The organism is Ruegeria sp. CL6 (genome assembly GCF_056536465.1).
The window spans coordinates 726,885-745,150 of record NZ_JBQFPR010000001.1; the positions used below are offsets into that span (position 1 = coordinate 726,885).

Annotated in this window: 20 protein-coding genes; 9 read left to right on the forward strand and 11 right to left on the reverse strand. The window is 58.7% G+C overall.

From position 1 onward, the window contains the following. Positions 1-5 precede the first annotated feature (5 nt). Positions 6-524 carry a PaaI family thioesterase gene (locus tag ACR0LH_RS03625; protein WP_170776738.1) on the reverse strand — a complete coding sequence of 173 codons (519 nt, stop codon included), beginning with the start codon at positions 522-524 and terminating at the stop codon, positions 6-8. After that, positions 524-943, reverse strand: coding sequence for a PaaI family thioesterase (locus tag ACR0LH_RS03630; protein WP_170382336.1), 420 nt, complete (start codon positions 941-943; stop codon positions 524-526). Before ACR0LH_RS03630 ends, ACR0LH_RS03625 begins: the two co-directional genes overlap by 1 nt. Before the next feature lie 113 nt (positions 944-1,056). Between ACR0LH_RS03630 and ACR0LH_RS03635 the strand changes: the two genes are divergently transcribed. The 8 genes from ACR0LH_RS03635 (at position 1,057) to ACR0LH_RS03670 (ending at position 8,933) form a co-directional block, all read left to right on the forward strand. Continuing rightward, entirely contained in the window at positions 1,057-1,425 is a 369-nt protein-coding gene (locus ACR0LH_RS03635; RefSeq protein WP_170417629.1) for a MerR family transcriptional regulator, read from the forward strand. Positions 1,426-1,738: 313 nt separating this feature from the next. After that, positions 1,739-2,140: a MerR family transcriptional regulator gene (locus ACR0LH_RS03640; RefSeq protein WP_170554868.1), complete on the forward strand. Its 402-nt coding sequence runs from the start codon at positions 1,739-1,741 to the stop codon at positions 2,138-2,140. 47 nt (positions 2,141-2,187) lie between these two features. Continuing rightward, positions 2,188-3,969, forward strand: coding sequence for an acyl-CoA dehydrogenase C-terminal domain-containing protein (locus tag ACR0LH_RS03645; RefSeq protein ID WP_480719722.1), 1,782 nt, complete (start codon positions 2,188-2,190; stop codon positions 3,967-3,969). 54 nt (positions 3,970-4,023) lie between these two features. Beyond that, a complete protein-coding gene (locus ACR0LH_RS03650; RefSeq protein WP_170382328.1) occupies positions 4,024-4,236 on the forward strand; it encodes a hypothetical protein in 213 nt (70 codons plus the stop codon). Between the two features lie 151 nt (positions 4,237-4,387). Then, positions 4,388-5,026: a glutathione S-transferase family protein gene (locus tag ACR0LH_RS03655; RefSeq protein ID WP_480719723.1), complete on the forward strand. Its 639-nt coding sequence runs from the start codon at positions 4,388-4,390 to the stop codon at positions 5,024-5,026. 12 nt (positions 5,027-5,038) lie between these two features. Beyond that, positions 5,039-6,250: an acetyl-CoA C-acetyltransferase gene (locus tag ACR0LH_RS03660; RefSeq protein WP_480719724.1), complete on the forward strand. Its 1,212-nt coding sequence runs from the start codon at positions 5,039-5,041 to the stop codon at positions 6,248-6,250. Continuing rightward, positions 6,250-6,735, forward strand: a complete 486-nt coding sequence (locus tag ACR0LH_RS03665) for a cupin domain-containing protein (RefSeq protein WP_170776741.1) — start codon at positions 6,250-6,252, stop codon at positions 6,733-6,735. Before ACR0LH_RS03660 ends, ACR0LH_RS03665 begins: the two co-directional genes overlap by 1 nt. Beyond that, positions 6,732-8,933: a 3-hydroxyacyl-CoA dehydrogenase NAD-binding domain-containing protein gene (locus ACR0LH_RS03670; protein WP_480719725.1), complete on the forward strand. Its 2,202-nt coding sequence runs from the start codon at positions 6,732-6,734 to the stop codon at positions 8,931-8,933. Before ACR0LH_RS03665 ends, ACR0LH_RS03670 begins: the two co-directional genes overlap by 4 nt. A 116-nt stretch (positions 8,934-9,049) precedes the next feature. Here ACR0LH_RS03670 and ACR0LH_RS03675 read toward each other — a convergent pair whose 3' ends face one another. Both ACR0LH_RS03675 and ACR0LH_RS03680 read right to left on the reverse strand, forming a co-directional pair. Next, positions 9,050-9,706: a sulfotransferase family 2 domain-containing protein gene (locus ACR0LH_RS03675; RefSeq protein WP_480719726.1), complete on the reverse strand. Its 657-nt coding sequence runs from the start codon at positions 9,704-9,706 to the stop codon at positions 9,050-9,052. After that, positions 9,703-10,638, reverse strand: a complete 936-nt coding sequence (locus ACR0LH_RS03680; protein WP_480719727.1) for a DMT family transporter — start codon at positions 10,636-10,638, stop codon at positions 9,703-9,705. The genes ACR0LH_RS03675 and ACR0LH_RS03680 overlap by 4 nt, the downstream gene beginning before the upstream one ends. 151 nt (positions 10,639-10,789) lie before the next feature. Here ACR0LH_RS03680 and ACR0LH_RS03685 point away from each other — a divergent pair, with 151 nt between their 5' ends. Beyond that, the gene (locus ACR0LH_RS03685; protein ID WP_480719728.1) at positions 10,790-11,803 is read left to right on the forward strand and encodes a hypothetical protein; all 1,014 of its coding nucleotides are present in this window, start codon (positions 10,790-10,792) and stop codon (positions 11,801-11,803) included. Between the two features lie 5 nt (positions 11,804-11,808). Here the strand turns inward: ACR0LH_RS03685 and upp are convergent, their stop codons facing one another. From upp to ACR0LH_RS03720, 7 genes are all read right to left on the reverse strand, one after another. Beyond that, entirely contained in the window at positions 11,809-12,441 is a 633-nt protein-coding gene (gene upp / locus ACR0LH_RS03690; RefSeq protein ID WP_170382313.1) for a uracil phosphoribosyltransferase, read from the reverse strand. Beyond that, on the reverse strand, positions 12,438-13,424 hold the full coding sequence (locus ACR0LH_RS03695; RefSeq protein WP_480719729.1) for an adenosine deaminase: 987 nt from the start codon (positions 13,422-13,424) through the stop codon (positions 12,438-12,440). The genes upp and ACR0LH_RS03695 overlap by 4 nt, the downstream gene beginning before the upstream one ends. Next, positions 13,421-14,632 (reverse strand): phosphopentomutase, encoded by a 1,212-nt coding sequence (locus tag ACR0LH_RS03700; protein ID WP_480719730.1) that lies wholly within the window; start codon positions 14,630-14,632, stop codon positions 13,421-13,423. The genes ACR0LH_RS03695 and ACR0LH_RS03700 overlap by 4 nt, the downstream gene beginning before the upstream one ends. Beyond that, the gene (locus tag ACR0LH_RS03705; protein ID WP_480719731.1) at positions 14,629-15,936 is read right to left on the reverse strand and encodes a thymidine phosphorylase; all 1,308 of its coding nucleotides are present in this window, start codon (positions 15,934-15,936) and stop codon (positions 14,629-14,631) included. The genes ACR0LH_RS03700 and ACR0LH_RS03705 overlap by 4 nt, the downstream gene beginning before the upstream one ends. 4 nt (positions 15,937-15,940) lie before the next feature. Further along, positions 15,941-16,333 (reverse strand): cytidine deaminase, encoded by a 393-nt coding sequence (locus ACR0LH_RS03710; RefSeq protein WP_170382307.1) that lies wholly within the window; start codon positions 16,331-16,333, stop codon positions 15,941-15,943. Positions 16,334-16,435: 102 nt separating this feature from the next. Then, positions 16,436-17,533 carry a cupin domain-containing protein gene (locus tag ACR0LH_RS03715; RefSeq protein ID WP_480719732.1) on the reverse strand — a complete coding sequence of 366 codons (1,098 nt, stop codon included), beginning with the start codon at positions 17,531-17,533 and terminating at the stop codon, positions 16,436-16,438. After that, positions 17,502-18,200 (reverse strand): hypothetical protein, encoded by a 699-nt coding sequence (locus tag ACR0LH_RS03720; protein WP_480719733.1) that lies wholly within the window; start codon positions 18,198-18,200, stop codon positions 17,502-17,504. The genes ACR0LH_RS03715 and ACR0LH_RS03720 overlap by 32 nt, the downstream gene beginning before the upstream one ends. Positions 18,201-18,266 lie beyond the last annotated feature (66 nt).

Genomic DNA, 18,266 nt, shown 5'->3' on the forward strand with positions numbered 1-18,266 from the left:
GGCCGCTACTCTTTTTGGGCCGGTGGCTGAGGCATCAGGAAATGCCCTGTGGCCTGCGCATAGGGGCGCGCGTGATTGTCCTGCCACGCCTCAACCCGAACAGAGGCATACCGTCGCCCCGAGCGGCTAACGAAGGCCCGGGCATATGCATCGCGTGGCAATCCCGACCGCAAGTAGTCAACGGTGAAATCCACCGTTTTGGGAAAGCGCACGGAGTCATCCTTGAAGATGTCGCTCGCATCCAGTTCGCCGCTTTCGATCCGGGGAAAAAAGTATTCCCAACTCAAGGTGATCACGGCCGTCACTTCGAGAAAGGCCGCTGTGACGCCCCCGTGCAAAGCTGGCAGAAACGGGTTTCCGATCAGCTTGTCGTCAAAATTCAGAACGCCGGTCAGTTCATCCCCGCGCCGATCAAATCCGATATTGAGGAACCGGATATAGGGCACACCATCAACGATTGCGTTCAACGCAGCGTCGCGGCGCTGCTTGACGACTTGCATGGGCTCAGGACGGGTACGTGCCATTACAGCCCCTCCACGGTGAAAGACCCGGATGCCGTCGCCACTGGCAGATCCTGATCTTCGTCCATTGCAGTTGCTCGGACAAAAGCGACGTTGCGCGTGATGTGATAGCAGGTCGCATGCGTTGTAATGCTCTGCCCCGGCGTGGCCGCGCGCATATAGTCGATCCGCAGATCAATCGTGGCCGTCCCGCCGGGGGCCGAAGGGTGGCTCATGACCGCCGCGCCGCAACAGGTGTCCAACACGGCAAAGACCGCCCCCCCGTGGATCACCCCGGTGCGCGGATCACCCACAAGATCCTTGCTGTATGGCATCGTGATCCCGGCCTCGCCATTGCCGATTTTGGTCAGCGTCATGCCCAAGGCTCTGGCATGAGGAATCGCCTCGATGAACTGACGCGCGATAGCTGATTTGTCGACCATGTACTTGTGTCCTCTTGGTTTCTCCCTTTATGAGCGAGGGGCTAGTAAAAGAGCAAGCCTGCCTGTTGCGCTTGATGCCGGCACGCCATAGGCTAATTCAGAGGAGATCAGGAATGACTGACGACCGATTATCATTCAAAGAGATGTGCGCCGAGTTTGACGTAACTCCACGCACCCTGCGCTACTATGAATATATCGAACTTCTGCAGCCCGAAAGGGAAGGAAGATCGCGCTATTATGGTCCTCGGGAATGTGCCCGGATGACTTTGATCATGCGGGGCAGAAAATACGGATTTCCTCTGGAAGACATCCGCCAATGGCTTCTGATCTACGAAGATCAGGGAACTCAGGCCCAGATGAAAACATTCGTGGAAGTGGCCGACCAGCAGTTGATCGAACTGGACAAGCAAAGAAAACAACTGGACGAAGCGATCGACGCGCTCAAGCAAATGCGTGAGCAAACCGCCAAGTCGCTAGAATGACTGAAGGGCAGCCACCGCTGCCCGATCCCTTGACCCTCTCCCCAAGAAATTTCCAAGGCCCGCACCCCGCAAGCGCAAGAACTCCTGTGCAGTTCTCGCTGCGGGATCAAGCCGGTGCACCGTGTCAGCGACACAATTTCGTGACGCTACGTTCGTAGAATTCCCGCCCTCAGAACCTTGACGCGAGTGGATGTTACGTCAACTTATTTGTGACGTAGCGTTTGCATTACGCGAACGTCATCTCCGTGTTGTAAGAGGCGCATCAACTGCGCAACTGACCTTGATAGACGCCAGTGACAAGAGTGCTGAAACCATGACCGAAGATCTGCTGACCATTCGTGAAATGTGCGAGACATACGATGTCACGCCCCGCACATTGCGATTTTACGAGGCCAAGGAACTTTTGTTTCCCATCCGTGAAGGGCAGAAACGCCTGTTCACCAAGCGTGATCGGGCGCGATTGAAACTGATCCTTCGCGGGAAACGTTTTGGGTTCAGCCTGGAAGAGATCCGGCAACTGCTGGATCTGTATCATGTGGGTGATCAGCAAATGACACAGATGACCCGCACATTCGATATCGCCCGCGAACGTCTGGCGGATATGGAATCGCGCCGCGAGGAGCTGACACAGGCCATCGACGATCTAAAGGAACAGTTGCGTTGGGGCGAGAAAGTTATCGCCTCGATGAAAAATGACAAAAACGCCGCCGAGTGACTTGGCGGTCTCAATCTCCGGACATCTGAATTTAAAGGGAGCTTCAAATGCCCGTTTACAACGCGCCAACAAAAGACATGCAGTTCATCCTGCACGAAGTACTGAACGTTTCGGGATCGGATATTCCCGGATACGACGAACTCGAGGCCGAATTCACCAGCGCCGTGCTGGAAGAAGCCGGTAAAATCGCCACAAACGTTCTGCACCCGCTGAACGTCGTGGGTGACACCGAAGGCTGCCGCCTTGAGAACGGCATCGTCTACACGCCGACCGGCTTCAAAGACGGTTTCGAGCAGATGAAAGAGGGCGGCTGGACCGGTCTGGACATGCCCGAAGAGTTCGGCGGCCAGAACATGCCCTACGTCATTGGCAGCGCCGTTGGCGAATTCTTCCAATCTGCGAACCAGGCGTTCACCATGTATCAGGGACTGACCCACGGTGCAGCCTCGGCAATCCTGGCGCACGGTACGGACGAGCAGAAGGCAAAGTACCTGCCCAACATGGTCAGCTGTGAATGGACCGGCACCATGAACCTGACCGAACCGCATTGCGGCACCGATCTGGGCCTGATGCGCACCAAGGCTGAACCGCAGGACGATGGCAGCTATAAGGTGTCGGGTCAAAAGATCTTTATCTCGGCCGGTGATCACGACATGGCCGACAACATCATTCACCTGGTTCTGGCCAAGATCCCCGGCGGCCCCGAAGGTATCAAGGGCGTTTCGCTGTTCATCGTGCCCAAGTTCATGGTCAACGATGACGGCTCGCTGGGCGAGCGCAACGGCGTCTCGGTCGGCAAGATCGAAGAGAAAATGGGCATCCACGGCAACTCGACCTGTGTGATGAACTATGACGAGGCCACCGGCTTCTTGCTGGGTGACCTGCACAAAGGTATGCGCGCCATGTTCACCATGATGAACGAAGCGCGTCTGGGTGTGGGCATGCAGGGTCTGGCACAGGCCGAAGCCGCCTATCAGAACGCTGTGGAATACGCCAAAGACCGTCTGCAAGGCCGTGATGTGACAGGTGTGAAAAACCCCGATGGCCCGGCCGATCCGTTGATCGTGCATCCGGACATCCGTCGCAACCTGATGGATCAGAAAAGCTTTGCCGAAGGCGCGCGCGCGTTTGTTTTGTGGGGCGCTACGCTGATCGACCAGGCGCATCGCAAGGATGACAAGGACGCGGACGGCCTCATCTCGTTGCTGACTCCGGTCATCAAGGGTTTCCTGACCGATCAGGGTTATGACATGACCGTTCAGGCGCAGCAGGTTTACGGCGGCCACGGCTACATCGAGGAATGGGGCATGTCGCAATATACCCGCGACGCTCGGATCGCGATGATCTACGAAGGCGCGAACGGCGTTCAGGCTCTGGACCTCGTTGGTCGTAAACTGGCCACCGACGGCGGCAAGCACGTCATGGCCTTCTTCGAGATCGTCAAGAATTTCTGCAAGGAAAACGGCGGCCAAAACGAAGCCTATGACAAGGCGTTCATTGAACCGCTCAAGGCGGCTTCCAAAGACCTGCAGGCCGCTGGCATGTACTTCATGCAGAACGGCGCGAAAAATCCGAACCACGCGCTGTCCGGCTCGAACGACTTCATGCACATGTTCGGCCATGTCTGCCTGGGCCTGATGTGGGCGCAAATGGCAAAAGCCGCCTACGCAGCCCTTGACGGTGGCACCTCGGATACCGAGTTCTACGAGACCAAGATTGCCACCGGCCAGTTCTACATGGCGCGTCGCCTGCCTGCCACGGGTCTGCACCTGTCGCGCATCCAGACCGGCGCTGACACAGTGATGGCGCTGGAGGCGGCAAGCTTCTGATCCTTATCTGGTTCCGGGGGAGACCTCGGAACCAGTTCCTCGGGAGGGAAAGATATGCCAAAACGATTTCGCCTGACCCGCCGTTTTCCGGTCGCCATGACCGAGGACGGGTACCGCAAGCTGAAGGGGTTCGCCCGCGAAGCTGGTCTGGACGAAGGCGAAGCGCTGTCATTCCTTTTTGAAAACTTCAACAGCGTCATAGATCAGGACAACCTGACCCACCGCCTGCGCGTTTTCAATTCCGAACTAGAGGCGCGCAAGCGCTGAACCACGAACAAAGTTTACCAGGGAACAAACGTAGTTTCAGCAAGAAGAAACATTCCGAAAAGACCGCAACGTCATTCCAGAGAAACACTTTCTTCTTGCTAAAGAGACGCATGATTCACAGTCGGCAACACGCCACGGGAGGGGCGCCGCAATGACCATAAAACTGTATTGTTTCGGCGAAAGCGGCAACTCTTACAAAGCTGCTCTGGCGCTAGAATTGTCCGGCCTGAATTGGGAACCGGTCAAAGTCGATTTCTTCAAGGGTGAGACTCGGTCTGCTGAATATCGTCAGAACGTCAATGAGATGGGCGAAGCGCCGGTCTTGATCGACGGCGATTTTCGCACAAGCCAATCTGGTGCGATCCAAGCCTATATCACCGAAAAAACCGGCAAGTTCGGCGGCACCACCCAAGAGGAGAAATACGAAGTTCTGCGCTGGGTGCTATGGGACAACCACAAGCTAAGTTCGATGGCAGGCATGACCCGTTTCCTGATGAATTTTCTGCCGGAAGAACACCGCAATGCAGATGTCATCGCATTTAATCAGGGCCGCCTGAAGGCCGCCTACCAAGTTCTGAACGCTCATCTGGACGGCCGCGACTGGATCGTGGGCAACGCCCCGACCAACGCCGATTTCAGTTGCTGCGGCTACCTTTATTACCCCGAACCCTTTGGCTTTGACCGAGCCGAATGGCCCCACATCGACGCTTGGTTGACTCGGCTATCCGAACAACCCGGCTGGAAACACCCCTATGACCTGATGCCCGGCAATGCGCCGGATCGAGCTTAAGGAGAGCTACTCATGACCGAAGCTTATATCTATGACGCCCTGCGCACCCCGCGCGGCAAGGGCCGCAAGGATGGCAGCCTGCACGAGGTGACCTCGGTGCGCCTGTCGGCCGTTGCCCTGAACGCAATGAAAGAGCGGAACAACCTCGAAGGGCACGCCGTCGAAGACGTGATCTGGGGCAACGCCACGCAAGTAATGGAACAAGGCGGCTGTCTGGCCCGCACTTCGGTTCTGGCCTCGGACCTGGACGAGCGTATCCCCGGCCTGTCGATCAACCGTTTCTGCGCCTCGGGCATGGAGGCCGTAAACCTGGCCGCCAACCAGGTCAAAGGCGGTGCCGGTGACGGCTATATCGCTGGTGGCGTCGAAATGATGGGCCGCGTGGCAATGGGCTCGGACGGCGCGGCGATCGCTGTTGATCCTTCGGTGGCGATGGACACCTATTTCGTGCCGCAGGGGATTTCCTCGGACATTATCGCGACCGAATACGGCTTTACCCGTGATCAGGCCGACCAGCTGGCGATGGAATCGCAGCGTCGTGCAGCGAAAGCATGGGAAGAAAACCGGTTCGAGAAATCGGTCATTTCGGTCAAGGACCGCAACGGCCTGACCATTCTGGACCGTGACGAGTACATGCGCCCCAGCACCGACATGCAAAGCCTCGGCAGCCTGAACCCCGCCTTCCAGATGATGGGCGAACAGATGCCCGGTTTCGACAAGGTCGCGCTGCTGAAATACCCGCACCTGGAAAAGATCAACCACATCCACCACGCGGGCAACAGCTCGGGCATCGTGGACGGGGCTGCGGCTGTTCTGATCGGCAACAAGGAATTTGGTGAAAAGCACGGCATCAAGCCGCGCGCACGCATCAAAGGCACCGCCAAGATCGGTCTGGACCCGACCATCATGCTGACCGGCCCGGTTCCGGTCACCGAGAAAATCCTGGCCGACACCGGCATGGCGATCTCTGACATGGATCTGTTTGAAGTCAACGAAGCCTTCGCCTCGGTGGTTCTGCGCTTCCAGCAGGCGTTTGATGTCGATCCCGAGCTGGTCAACGTCAATGGCGGCTCGATCGCGATGGGTCACCCGCTGGGCGCAACCGGTGCGATCATCATCGGCACCCTGCTGGACGAGCTGGAACGCCAAGACAAGGAAACCGGTCTGGCGACCCTGTGTGTGGCTTCCGGCATGGGTGCGGCCACGATCATCGAGCGGGTGTAATGCCCAAGCTGGATCTCACTCAGATCCCGTTTCAGGGCGGCTCGGCCTATCCCGGCAAGCTGGCCGAGGCGACCGCAGGTCGTTTCGTACAGCGCATCGGTGATGCGGGCGGGCTGACCCAATACGGGGTCAACATCGTGCGGTTGGAACCGGCGGGGCAATCCTCGTTGCGTCACTACCACATGGAGCAGGACGAGTTCGCCATTGTGCTAACCGGCACCTGCACCCTGATCGACGACGATGGTGAGCATGAGATGCAGCCCGGCGACTGCGCCGCTTTCCCGGCTGGTGAGCCTAACGGACACCAGCTTGTGAACAATACCGATGCGCCCGCGACCTTTCTGGTGGTGGGCACGCGGACCCCGACCGAGACCGGCTATTACAGCGATATCGACATGATGGTGAAGGATGACGCCGATGGCGCGACCTTCACCCGTAAAGACGGCAGCCCCCTGACGGCTGACCAGATTGGAGACGACGGATGACCGAGTTTACGCTCAGCAAAGACGCAGATGGCGTCGCAACAATCACCTGGGATGTTCCCGGTAAATCAATGAACGTGATGTCCTATGACGGACTGTCGCAATTGAACGACTGCATCGATCAGGCATTGGCCGATGACGAGATCAAGGGCGTCATCATCACAAGCGGCAAAGAAGGCTCTTTCGCCGGCGGAATGGACCTGAACCTGCTGGCCGTCATGAAAGAACAGGCCGGTGATGATCCGGCCAAGGGTCTGTTCGAGGGCACGATGAACATTCACGCCCTGCTGCGCAAAATCGAACTGGCAGGCATGGACCCCAAGACCAAAAAGGGCGGCAAGCCGATTGCGACCGTTCTGCCTGGCACTGCCGCAGGGATCGGCATGGAGCTGCCCCTGTCCACACACCGTATCTTTGCGGGCGAAAACCCCAAGGCCAAATACGGTCTGCCCGAAATTCTGATCGGTATCTTCCCCGGCGCGGGCGGTACAACCCGGATGGTCCGCAAGGTTGGCGCGATTGCTGCTGCACCTTTGCTGCTGGAAGGTAAGCTGCTGGACGTCAAGAAAGCCAAGGGTGCCGGCTATGTCGACGAGATCGCAGCCGATCCGATGGCCGCAGCCAAAGAGTGGGTTCTGAACGCAAAGGACACCGACCTGGTCAAACCTTGGGATGCCAAGGGGTACAAGATGCCCGGCGGCGCTCCGTTCAGCCCGGCTGGTTTCCCGAACTTCGTCGGTGCCGCCGCGATGGTGCACGGCAAGACCCAAGGCGCCTTCCCTGCGGCAAAGGCTCTGCTAAGCGCGGTCTACGAAGGCGCGCTGGTTGACTTCGACACCGCCATTCGCATCGAAGCCCGCTGGTTCACAACCGTCCTGTTGAACCCGTCATCGGGCGCGATGATCCGCTCGTTGTTCCTGAACAAGGAAGCACTGGAAAAAGGCGCCGTGCGTCCTGCGGGTATTCCGGATCAGTCGGTCAAGAAGATCGGCGTTCTGGGCGCAGGCATGATGGGTGCCGGTATCGCTCTGGTTTCTGCGCAGGCCGGGATGGAGGTTGTGCTGATCGACCGTGATCAGGCTGCCGCCGACAAGGGCAAAGCCTACACCGAAGCGTATCTGGACAAAGGTATGAAGCGTGGCAAGGTCACGGCCGAAAAGAAAGAAGCCATGCTGGGCCGCATCACCGCGACGCCCGAGCTTGAGCAACTGCAAGGCTGTGATCTGATCATCGAGGCCGTCTTCGAGGATCCGGGTGTCAAGGCCGAGATGACCAAGAAGGTCGAAGCGATCATCCCCGAGGATTGCATCTTTGCGTCGAACACGTCGACCCTGCCGATCACCGATCTGGCCAAGGCGAGCGCGCGGCCTGAGCAGTTCATCGGTATCCACTTCTTCTCGCCGGTCGAGAAGATGTTCCTGGTCGAGATCATCAAGGGCAAGGAAACCGGGGATCGCGCGGTCGCCAAGGCGCTGGACTATGTACGCCAGATCCGCAAGACACCGATCGTGGTCAATGACGCGCGGTTCTTCTACTGCAACCGCTGCATCATTCCTTACGTCAACGAAGGCGCGCGGATGATCACCGAAGGCGTCAGCGCCGTTCTGATCGACAACGCGGCCCGTCAACTGGGCTTCCCGGTGGGTCCGATCAACCTGACGGACGAGACCTCGATTGATCTGGGCGCCAAGATTGCCCGGGCGACCAAGGCCGCGATGGGTGATGCTTATCCCGAAAGCTCGGCAGATGATCTGATTTTCTGGATGGAAGAACAGGGACGTCTGGGTCGCAAGGCCAACGCTGGTTTCTTCGACTATGACGAAAAGGGCAAGCGTCTGGGTTATTGGAAAGGTCTGCAGGAGAAGTATCCGCTGGCCGACGAGCAGCCCGACCTGATCGAGGTTCAGGAACGTCTGATGTTCGCGCAGGTTCTGGAAGCCGTCCGCGCGCTGGAAGAAGGCGTGGTGGAAGACATCCGTGAAGCCGATGTGGGCGCGATCCTGGCCTGGGGCTTTGCACCGTGGTCCGGTGGCCCGCTCAGCTGGGTTGACATCATCGGCACGCCTTACGCCGCCGAGCGCTGCGACCAGTTGGCCGCCAAATATGGCGAGCGTTTCGCTTGCCCGCCGCTGCTGCGTGAGATGGCCGAAAAAGGCCAGACCTTCTATGGCCGCTTCGACCCCGAAGCCAAAGCTGCCTAAACGAAAAAGCTGGCGCATGACCCTATGCGCCAGCTTTTCAATTTCTGTGAAGCCCGTACCTACCTTGTTGCTGAGCTTCACCGCGCAACCCTCTCAAATATTGTTTGAATTCGCGATCAGGACGACGGGTCGAACTGGTACCCAAACCGGTCGATATCTTCTGCACATGCACGCGCAATAGCCGACGCTGTGCGGGCTGAGTAATATTGCCTATACCCTTCGGAACGCAGAGACGGGTTCAGGCGCGGCAGATCGAACCGAAATCCAAGATGCGCAAATAATGGTTCTGCATCCTGCTCAAAATGTTCCAGCCGAATGTAGGCCTGACAACACTCCCGCCCCTGTGCCGTGGTCATATATTGGCGCGCTGGATGCTTTTGAAATGATCGCAATGTTGCGGGGTGCAAGACGAAGTCTTCAAAAGGCAGTGCCTTGGCCAGCGAGACCGCAGGATGATCAAAATCCTGATCCTGCAACCAGTGAAAATAGCTAACCATTCGGTCCCAAGGATTGCGTACCAGCGTGAAGGTAAACATATCCTTCACCTCGTCGGCTGTCAGAACACCGTCGATATCCGCGAGTGTCGAGTGTTTCCACAGCCGCCCACGGGCAGTAAGCGACTTGACCCGCCTGCGACGCCTCTTGGCTTTGGGTGTGTCCCCCAACAAAATGTCATCTTTCATCGCACGCTGTTCCAACGCCAGTGAAAGCGATGTCCCCCCTGTTTTGGGAATGTGGACGAAAACATAGCGCCGCCCGCGCGAAATAATCACGCTGCCACCTTTCGCGCTGCTTCGCGTGAGGCGCGCCACCCCAACAATGCCCCAGCCGTGGCGATCAGGCCAATTCCCACCGTCTGCAACATTCCGATTGTTTGACCGAACGCGAACCATGCAAAGAGAGGCCCAAAGACCATAACCGAGTATTCAAAGACCGCGACATATGACGGCTCGCCAATCTGGTACGACTTGATCAGCATAAAAACGGCAATCGTTGACCCTCCGGCCTGCAACAAAATCCAAGGGACGGCAGGCATCATATTGGATTCCCACCCGCGGGTCGCAAAGCCTTGCGCTCCGGCGGCAGACTCCAGCGGAAAAACGGACAGGACTACAAGCCCGATTGCCCCGGCCATCCCCAAGGTGATGACCATGGCCGCCAATAGCGAAACAGTACTTTCCTCAGAGCAATAGCTACGGGTGATTATGGCGCTCAGGGCATAGAACAAGCCCCCTGCAACAGGCAGCAAGCTCAACGTGTCAAACTCATACGAATTCGGCTGCAAGACGCATAAGATACCGCAAAACCCAAGGATGACCGCAAAGATACGCCACGGCCCGATGGTCTGTTTCAGCCACAGGGCCGAGATCAAAAGCACGAAAATCGGTGAAGTGAACAATCCCGCCAGCGCCTGGGCAATCGGCATCAGCGCCAAGGACGAAAAGTAGAACAACATAGCCAGGGTGATCAGAACACTGCGCAGAACAACCGGCCCCAGCCGTTTCGGGCGCAAGCTGCCCAGCCCCATCAGCGACAGCCCGGCAATCAGCGGCAACATCAGCAAAGAACGGCTCAGGTGGAACTGCCACAATCCGATCGTTTCGGCCAACAATACCACCACATTGTCGATCACCCCGATAATCGCCATGGCGCTGATCATCAGTATCGACGCGAGTATTGGTGATGTCTGCGCTTCTGACTGCATCTGCCGCCCCGACACTGATCCCGACCGCGAAGTTTTCCCCGCGCGTCGTGATATCCAGCACAATTCCCGATTGACGTGCAACAGGTTTGCGCCATTGGATTTTAGCGTGCTAAACTAAGTTCAAATAAAAAAACGAGCAGACCTCACCTTGATGACGGCATTGAAACAGTACCAACGGATCGAAGCCACCGGTCTGTGGCGTCCCTCGCCCGATGTGCAACGGCGCGAGGTCGTGGTTTCGATTGGCGAAGCAACCCTGACGATTTCGGATTTCAATGACCGCGCCCTGACACATTGGTCACTGGCCGCGCTAGAGCGGCAGAATCCCGGCAGCTTTCCCGCGATATTCAACCCCGACGGTGACCCGGAAGAAACGCTGGAACTGGCGGAATCCGAAACCACGATGATCGAGGCCATCGACCGCCTGCAACGCGCAATCGACCGCGCGAGGCCACATCCGGGTCGGCTGCGCTGGCTGAGCGTTGCGGGCGTTGTCGGGGCAGTTCTTGCGCTTTTGCTGCTATGGGTGCCGGCGGCCTTGCAAAACCACGTTGTGTCTGTGGTGCCAGAGATCAAAAGGCAGGACATCGGCGACGCCATCCTGAGCCGGATCGAAAGGGTATCTGGGCAGGCTTGCACCTCAGCGGATGCACAGGACGCACTGGACCGATTGGCAGAGCGGACGGGGGTTCGCAGCGTTGTTATCCTGCCAGCGGGCGTGCAAAGCAGCCTCAGCCTGCCCGGAGGGATCATCCTCCTGAACCGGTCATTGGTCGAGGATCACGAAGACCCCTCGGTCGCGGCAGGCTATATCGTCGCCGAGCGCGCGCAGGCCGCAGCGCAGGATCCACTGGACGATCTTCTGGACCGAACCGGAGCACGCTCTGCCTTTCGTCTGCTCACGACCGGAGAGCTGACACCCGAGATCGTCGATACCTATACCGAGCAAGTCTTGTCAGAGCCGCGCCCGACATTGTCGGACGACGACCTGCTTGAGCTTTTCGCGCAAGTCGCCCTTCCCTCGACACCGTATGCCTATGCGATGGACGTGACAGGCGAGACTGTTCTTGGCTTGATCGAGGCCGACCCGATGGCGGGACGACCTTTGCAACAGGTATTGCCGGACCGCGATTGGGTCCGGCTTCAGAACATCTGCGGAGAGTAGACCGCTTATTTGGTGCCGAACATCCGGTCCCCGGCGTCACCGAGACCCGGCATGATATAGCCTTTGGAGTTCAGTTCGCGATCCAGCGAGGCGGTCACGATGTGAACATCGGGGTGCGCCTCTTTCATACGCGCAACACCTTCGGGGGCCGCCAACAGGCACAGGAACCGGATATCGGTGGCGCCCGCCTCTTTCAGCAGGTCGATCGCTGCGGCCGAGCTGTTGCCCGTGGCCAGCATCGGATCGACGGCGATGACAAGGCGGTCTTTTAATCCTTCGGGCGCTTTGAAGTAGTACTGAACGGGTTTCAGCGTTTCTTCATCCCGGTACAGCCCCACAAATCCCACGCGGGCCGAGGGGACCAGTTCCAACACACCATCCAGCATCCCGTTGCCAGCCCGCAGAATGGACACCAGCGCCAATTTCTTACCTGCCAATATCGGGGCGTCCATCTCCTCCATCGGGGTTTCGATGTGCCGGGTGGTCAGAGGCATCTCGCGCGTGATCTCATAGGCCAGCAGCAGCGTAATCTCGCGCAGCAGTTGGCGGAAAACGGCGGTCGATGTGCCCTTGTCCCGCATGAGCGTCAGTTTGTGCTGAACCAGCGGGTGGTCGACGACGGTCAGGTGTTCGCTCATGATCTCTCCAGTCTTTTCTTTACCCGCGCGCGGGTCTCTTCATCGCAAAAGGCCGCTGTCAGGGCCGTTTCATTCAGGGCTGCAAAATCGTCGGCTGTCCAGCCGAAGGCTTTGGCCAGCATCTCATATTCCCGTCGCATTGTGGTATGGAAAAACGGGGGATCGTCGGTTGAAACCGTCACTTTAACACCAGCGTCCCGCAGATTTGCGATTGGGTGGGCCGAAAACTCGGGGAAAAGCCCCAGAACCACGTTCGAGCCGGGGCAGACCTCAAGCGTCACCTCGCGATCCACCAGTTCGTGGACAAGATCGGGGTCTTCGTACGCGCGAACCCCGTGGCCGACACGCTCTACGCCCAGTTCCCGGATGGCGTCCCTAACGCTTTCGGGGCCGCCGAATTCACCCGCATGAGTGGTCAGACGCAACCCGGCCTCGCGCGCGCAGTCAAAGGCCCACTTGTAATCTCCCTGCGTTCCGACGGATTCGTTGCCACCCATTCCAAAGCCGGTGATCCAGTGCCCCGCAGTTTCCGCAGCGCACCGGGCGCTGACCTTGGCCTGTTCCGCCCCGAAATGACGCACACAGGTGACGACACCGCGCAGGGTAATATCGTATTTCCGCTCGGCTTCATCAGCCGCATCCTGAATGGCATTCAGGTAGTCGCGCCAGGCATGCAGGTCTCCGCCGCCACAGAAGTCGGGGCTGAGGAAGGTTTCCGAATAGACCACCCCGTTCGCCGCACTTTCTTCAAGGATCGCCAGCGTAAGCCGTCGAAAATCCTCGGGCGATTTCAGCACTTCGCAGGCGGCCTCATACACGCTGAGGAAATGCGCGAAGTCCCGGAAATCATAGCTGCCATCGGGCTTGAAAATCCCACTCAGGTCGATGCGCTTTTCATGCGCCAACTGGCGGATAAAGGCGGGTGGTGCCGCGCCTTCGTGATGCAGATGCAGTTCGATCTTTGGCAGGTCTGCTACGGTCATAGAAAACTCCGTCCCGGCCCTTGGGCCGGAATGTTCAAATGGGTCGCAATGCTTGCGGCGATATCAGCGAAATTGACGGCTCCGATTTCACCCCTGCCCAATCCGGCGATCAACACCGGGACTTGTTCACGTGTGTGGTCCGTTCCGATCCAGCTTGGATCATTTCCGTGATCTGCGGTCAACAGCATCATATCTCCGGGGCGCAGGCGCGAAAGAAGGGCGCCGATCTCACGATCAAACCATTCCAACGCACGGGCATAGCCGCTGATATCCCGGCGGTGACCATAAAGGCTGTCAAACTCGACGAAATTGGCAAAGGTCAGACTGCCCTCTTCGGCCTCATCCACCAGATCGGACAGGTGCCCCATCAGTTCCGCATCCGAGCCCTTGCGCAGCGTATCAATCCCCTGCATCGAGAAGATGTCGCCGATCTTGCCCACTGCATGCACCCGCCGCCCCGCGTCCTGAACCCAGTTCGTCAGAACCGGCGCAGGCGGTAGAATGGCAAAGTCCTTGCGGTTGGTTGTGCGCGTAAAGCCCGTGTCCGGTGAGCCGATGAAAGGACGGGCGATCACCCGCCCAACCTTCATTTCGTGCAACCGGGGGGCAAGCGCACGGCACATGTCCAAAAGACGCTCAAGACCAAAGCTTTCTTCATGGGCAGCGATCTGAAAGACGCTGTCTGCCGACGTATAGCAGATCGGCCAACCGGTTCGCATATGCTCGGCCCCCAATTCCGCGATGATCGCTGTGCCCGAGGCATGGCAATCGCCCAAAATCCCTTCTGTTCCAGCCGCTTGTGCGGCAGCATGGCTCAGATCATCGGGAAAACTGGGGGTTGTATCGGGGAAATAGTGCCAGTCCCAAGGTACAGGCAGACCTGCCAGTTCCCAGTGCCCTGACGGTGTGTCCTTGCCTCGCGAATGCTCGCGCGCGCAGCCCCAAAGACCGATTGGCTCGACCTGCAATCCCGGCGTTTCATCGCCAGAGGCCAGCCGAGTGGCCGCCCCCAGCCCCAATGCGTCTAAGTTCGGCAGGCGCAGCGGCCCAGACCGCCCTTCTTCGGCCCGGCCCTCGGCGCAGGCCTGCGCGATATGGGCCAGCGTGTTTGCTCCGGTATCTGGCACGTCACCGTTAAAGAACCGATCCGCGTCCGGTGCGCCGCCGATGCCAACCGAGTCCATGACGACCAGAAATGCACGGCTCATGCTGTGATCCTTTCGTGCACGATACCCGAAAGCGACGGGCTTTCAGGGCCAAGGCTGATGGCGTGCAAGACCGATAGTGCGGCCTGACGCGCCGCATCCTCACGGGCGGCGTGGATCACGGCCAGGGGCGCGCCCTTGTCAATCTTTCCGCCCAATCGCACGATATCGGAAATGCCAACGGCCGGGTCGATCACGTCATCCTCGACCTGTCGGCCACCGCCCAGCGCAACAACGGCAAGGCCCAGCGCCTCACCATCCATTGCGGTCACATATCCGCTGGAAGGTGCCGGAACCTCGAGAATAACGCTGGCTTCGGGCAAGTAACGCGACCAGTTTTCGACAAAGTGCAACGGGCCGCCAACAGCAGCCATCATGCGCCCGAACCGCTCCGCGGCGCGGCCATTGCGGATGACCTCAGCGACCTTGTCGCGCCCTTCATCCAGTGTTGAGACCATTCCGGCATCGACCAGCAGAACACCGCCCAGTTCTGCCGATATCTCGGCCAGTGGTGCATTCTGCCCACCGGTCAGAACCTTCATGACTTCGCAGATTTCCAACGCATTCCCCAGCGCCGGGGCCAAGGGCTGGTTCATATCCGTGATTACGGCCGATGTCCGGCACCCGGCGGCATTCGCTGTCTCGGTCAATGCCTTCGCCAGTTTGCGCGCGTCCTCATGCGTTTTCATGAATGCGCCGCTGCCAACCTTGACGTCCAGAACCAGAGCGTCCGGGGTGGCCGCCAGTTTCTTGGACAGGATCGAAGCGGTGATCAGATCAAGGCTTTCCACCGTCGCGGTCACATCCCGGACCGCGTAAAGCCGCTTGTCCGCCGGGGCGATCTGCCCCGTCGCGCCGACGATGGCCGCCCCCTCATCGCGCAATATCTGGGCCAGTCGGTCTTGCCCGATCTGCGTGGAAACACCGGGGATGGCTTCGAGCTTGTCCAGCGTTCCTCCGGTATGGCCCAGCCCACGTCCCGAGATCATGGGAACATAAGCGCCCAATTCTGCCAGCGCCGGGGCCAGTACCAGACTGACGCTGTCGCCCACGCCACCGGTCGAGTGTTTATCGATCACCGGGCCGTCAACGTCCCACGTCAGAACCTCGCCGCTGTCACGCATCGCGACGGTCAGATCGGCCCGTCCCTGCGCGCCAAGGCCGCCCATGCAGACAGCCATAGCAAAAGCTCCGGCCTGCGCGTCACTGACCCCGCCATCCGCAAGCCCCTGCGCAAACCAGTTCAACTCGGCTGCCGTTGGAACCTCAGACCGGCGCAACTTTGCGATAATCGAACGGGCGTCCATGCGATCAGACATCCTCCATATGCGATGCGTCGAACGCGCCGGGCAGAAGATCACCGATCGTTGTGACTAATTCCGCGCCGTCCACGCTGGCTAATGTCACCTTGACGTCTCGCTTGCCGAACTCAGCCAGCTTTTGCCTGCATCCCCCGCAAGGCGGCACAGGCTGAGGGGACGAGGCCACCACATACACTTCGGTCAAGCCCTGCTCACCTGCGGCGACCATGGCAGCGATCGCTCCGGCTTCGGCACAGGTGCCTTCGGGGTAGGCCACGTTTTCGACATTGCACCCGGCATATACCTGACCCGAGGCCGACCGGATCGCCGCGCCGACCTTAAAGTTGGAATAGGGCGCGTATGCGTTTTCCCGAACCGAAAGTGCTGCGTCTTTCAATGTCATGGCGAATCCCCAATTTTTGATCATCTGGTCAGAAAGTAATACCCTAAAGGAATGCACTCGAGGAATTGAAGCCCCAAGCGCAGATTTCCTGAACCAAATCGGTTAGTCCAGCGCCGTGTTAAAGACACCCGGCAGCGTGACCTCCAACAGTTCGACGTCGTCCGACGGGTCGGCCAATCGGGTGCGCATGCCGGGCGGGATGACAAAAGCGTCCCCCTGCTCCAACCGGTACGGATCGCGCCCTTCGCCCTCAAGGGTGACTTCACCGTTCATAACGAACGTAAAGTGGATGTCGGTATCATGCGTTGCCCAAGCCGGCTCACCCTGCCCTTTGCGCACCACCTGCACCCCGGCCACACCCTTGGTGTTTTCGGCAATCGTGGTATCCCGGCAAACATAGCCGGGCAGCCGGAACGCCCCCCATTCCGCACCCTCGGCCCGGTTAAAGACGAACTTCTGGCCCTGCCATTCCCGGTCCGGACGGTGGTGCGGGGTGGGGAGTGTCATGTCGTGGTCAATCTCGGTGACGTGCTCGGCAGGCACTCCGATCTCGATCACTTGTACATTGTCTGATGCTTCAAGCACGCGGTGACGAATTTCCGGCGGCTGGATAAAGCAATCGCCGGCTGTCAGTCGCATCTTATCGCCCTGATCCTCGTAAACCACGTCCACCCAGCCATGGATGCAAAAGATCAACTGAAACCCGACCTTGTGGAAATGCACCATGTCCGGCACCGGCCCGCCATCCGGTATCCGGATATGGCTGGCAATGATCGACCCGCCCAAGCGGTCGGGCACCAGATCGCGGTAATGCATTCCGGCGCGCCCAATAATCCACGGCGCCTGATCCTTGAGCCTCCGCACCACAAACGAATGAACCGTATCCGGCATCACCATCGGAGGGTTGAGTTCTTCGATCTCGACCCGCGTACCATTCGGGGCGATCAATGAGCGCTGACCATCGGCAAACCCGTCAGGATCATCGGTCAGAATACGCAGTGTCCCCGGGCTTTCCGGTGCATCTTTTTCAATCCGAAGTCGCAACTCGTGCCCTGAAAACACTGCGATACGCGGATCATCAGCGGGATAGATCATATCCATCCGCATACCCAGAACCTTGGTAAAAAAGGGGATGTCGTCGCGCAGTTCCTGCGTCGGCAGTCGAAATTCAGCGCGGGTCTGGTTGGGGCTGTCCGTCATTCAATGTCCCATCGATTTCAGCTTTGGGCCATCCGATCAGAACGGAGGCCAAAATGCCAATCGAAAAGAACATCTCGAGCATTTCTTCAAGCACGAAAAAACGTACCATCATGATGCCGGAAAACACCTCACGGTAGAGGAAAGATACTTCCTCAAGCCCTTGGGCGACGACTGCACAGGTGCCCGCCAACACGAAAATCACAAGAAACGGCGCGCGATCTCTAGCAGCACGAAACGCGTTTGGTATGCCATGCCAGACCAACCCACCCAGAACGATCAAACCCAACGCTATTCTGACGGCGGTCATATCAAGCGCGGCATCCAGACCGGTCAGAACCTCAAACGGCATACTGCCTACGGGGTATATGTCGGCATCCAGTTCTCTTTCTGCCAATAGCAGGCAGACCAGCCCGATATACATCCGCTTGATACCGGGAAAGCGGTAGAACGCTGCAAGACCCGCAGAGAAAAGCGCCGCGGCGGACAAAGTTTCAATTAAGCCGCCTTCCTGATTGAGCGTAGAACTCTGGACGGGCCAAAGGGCGGCGACACAGAGCAAAACAGCGCCCAAAGCCAACGCAGCCCGAAACGCAATCCACCCGGAACCGAGGAACACTTTTTCCGTAGGAAAAACGTTCCCGGCCTGAAACTCGTCTTTATAGCTCATGGGTGTCCTTTGGTGCCAGACAGGATTGCGACGATTTCGCAGATGCCGGAACGTAACCACTTTGCG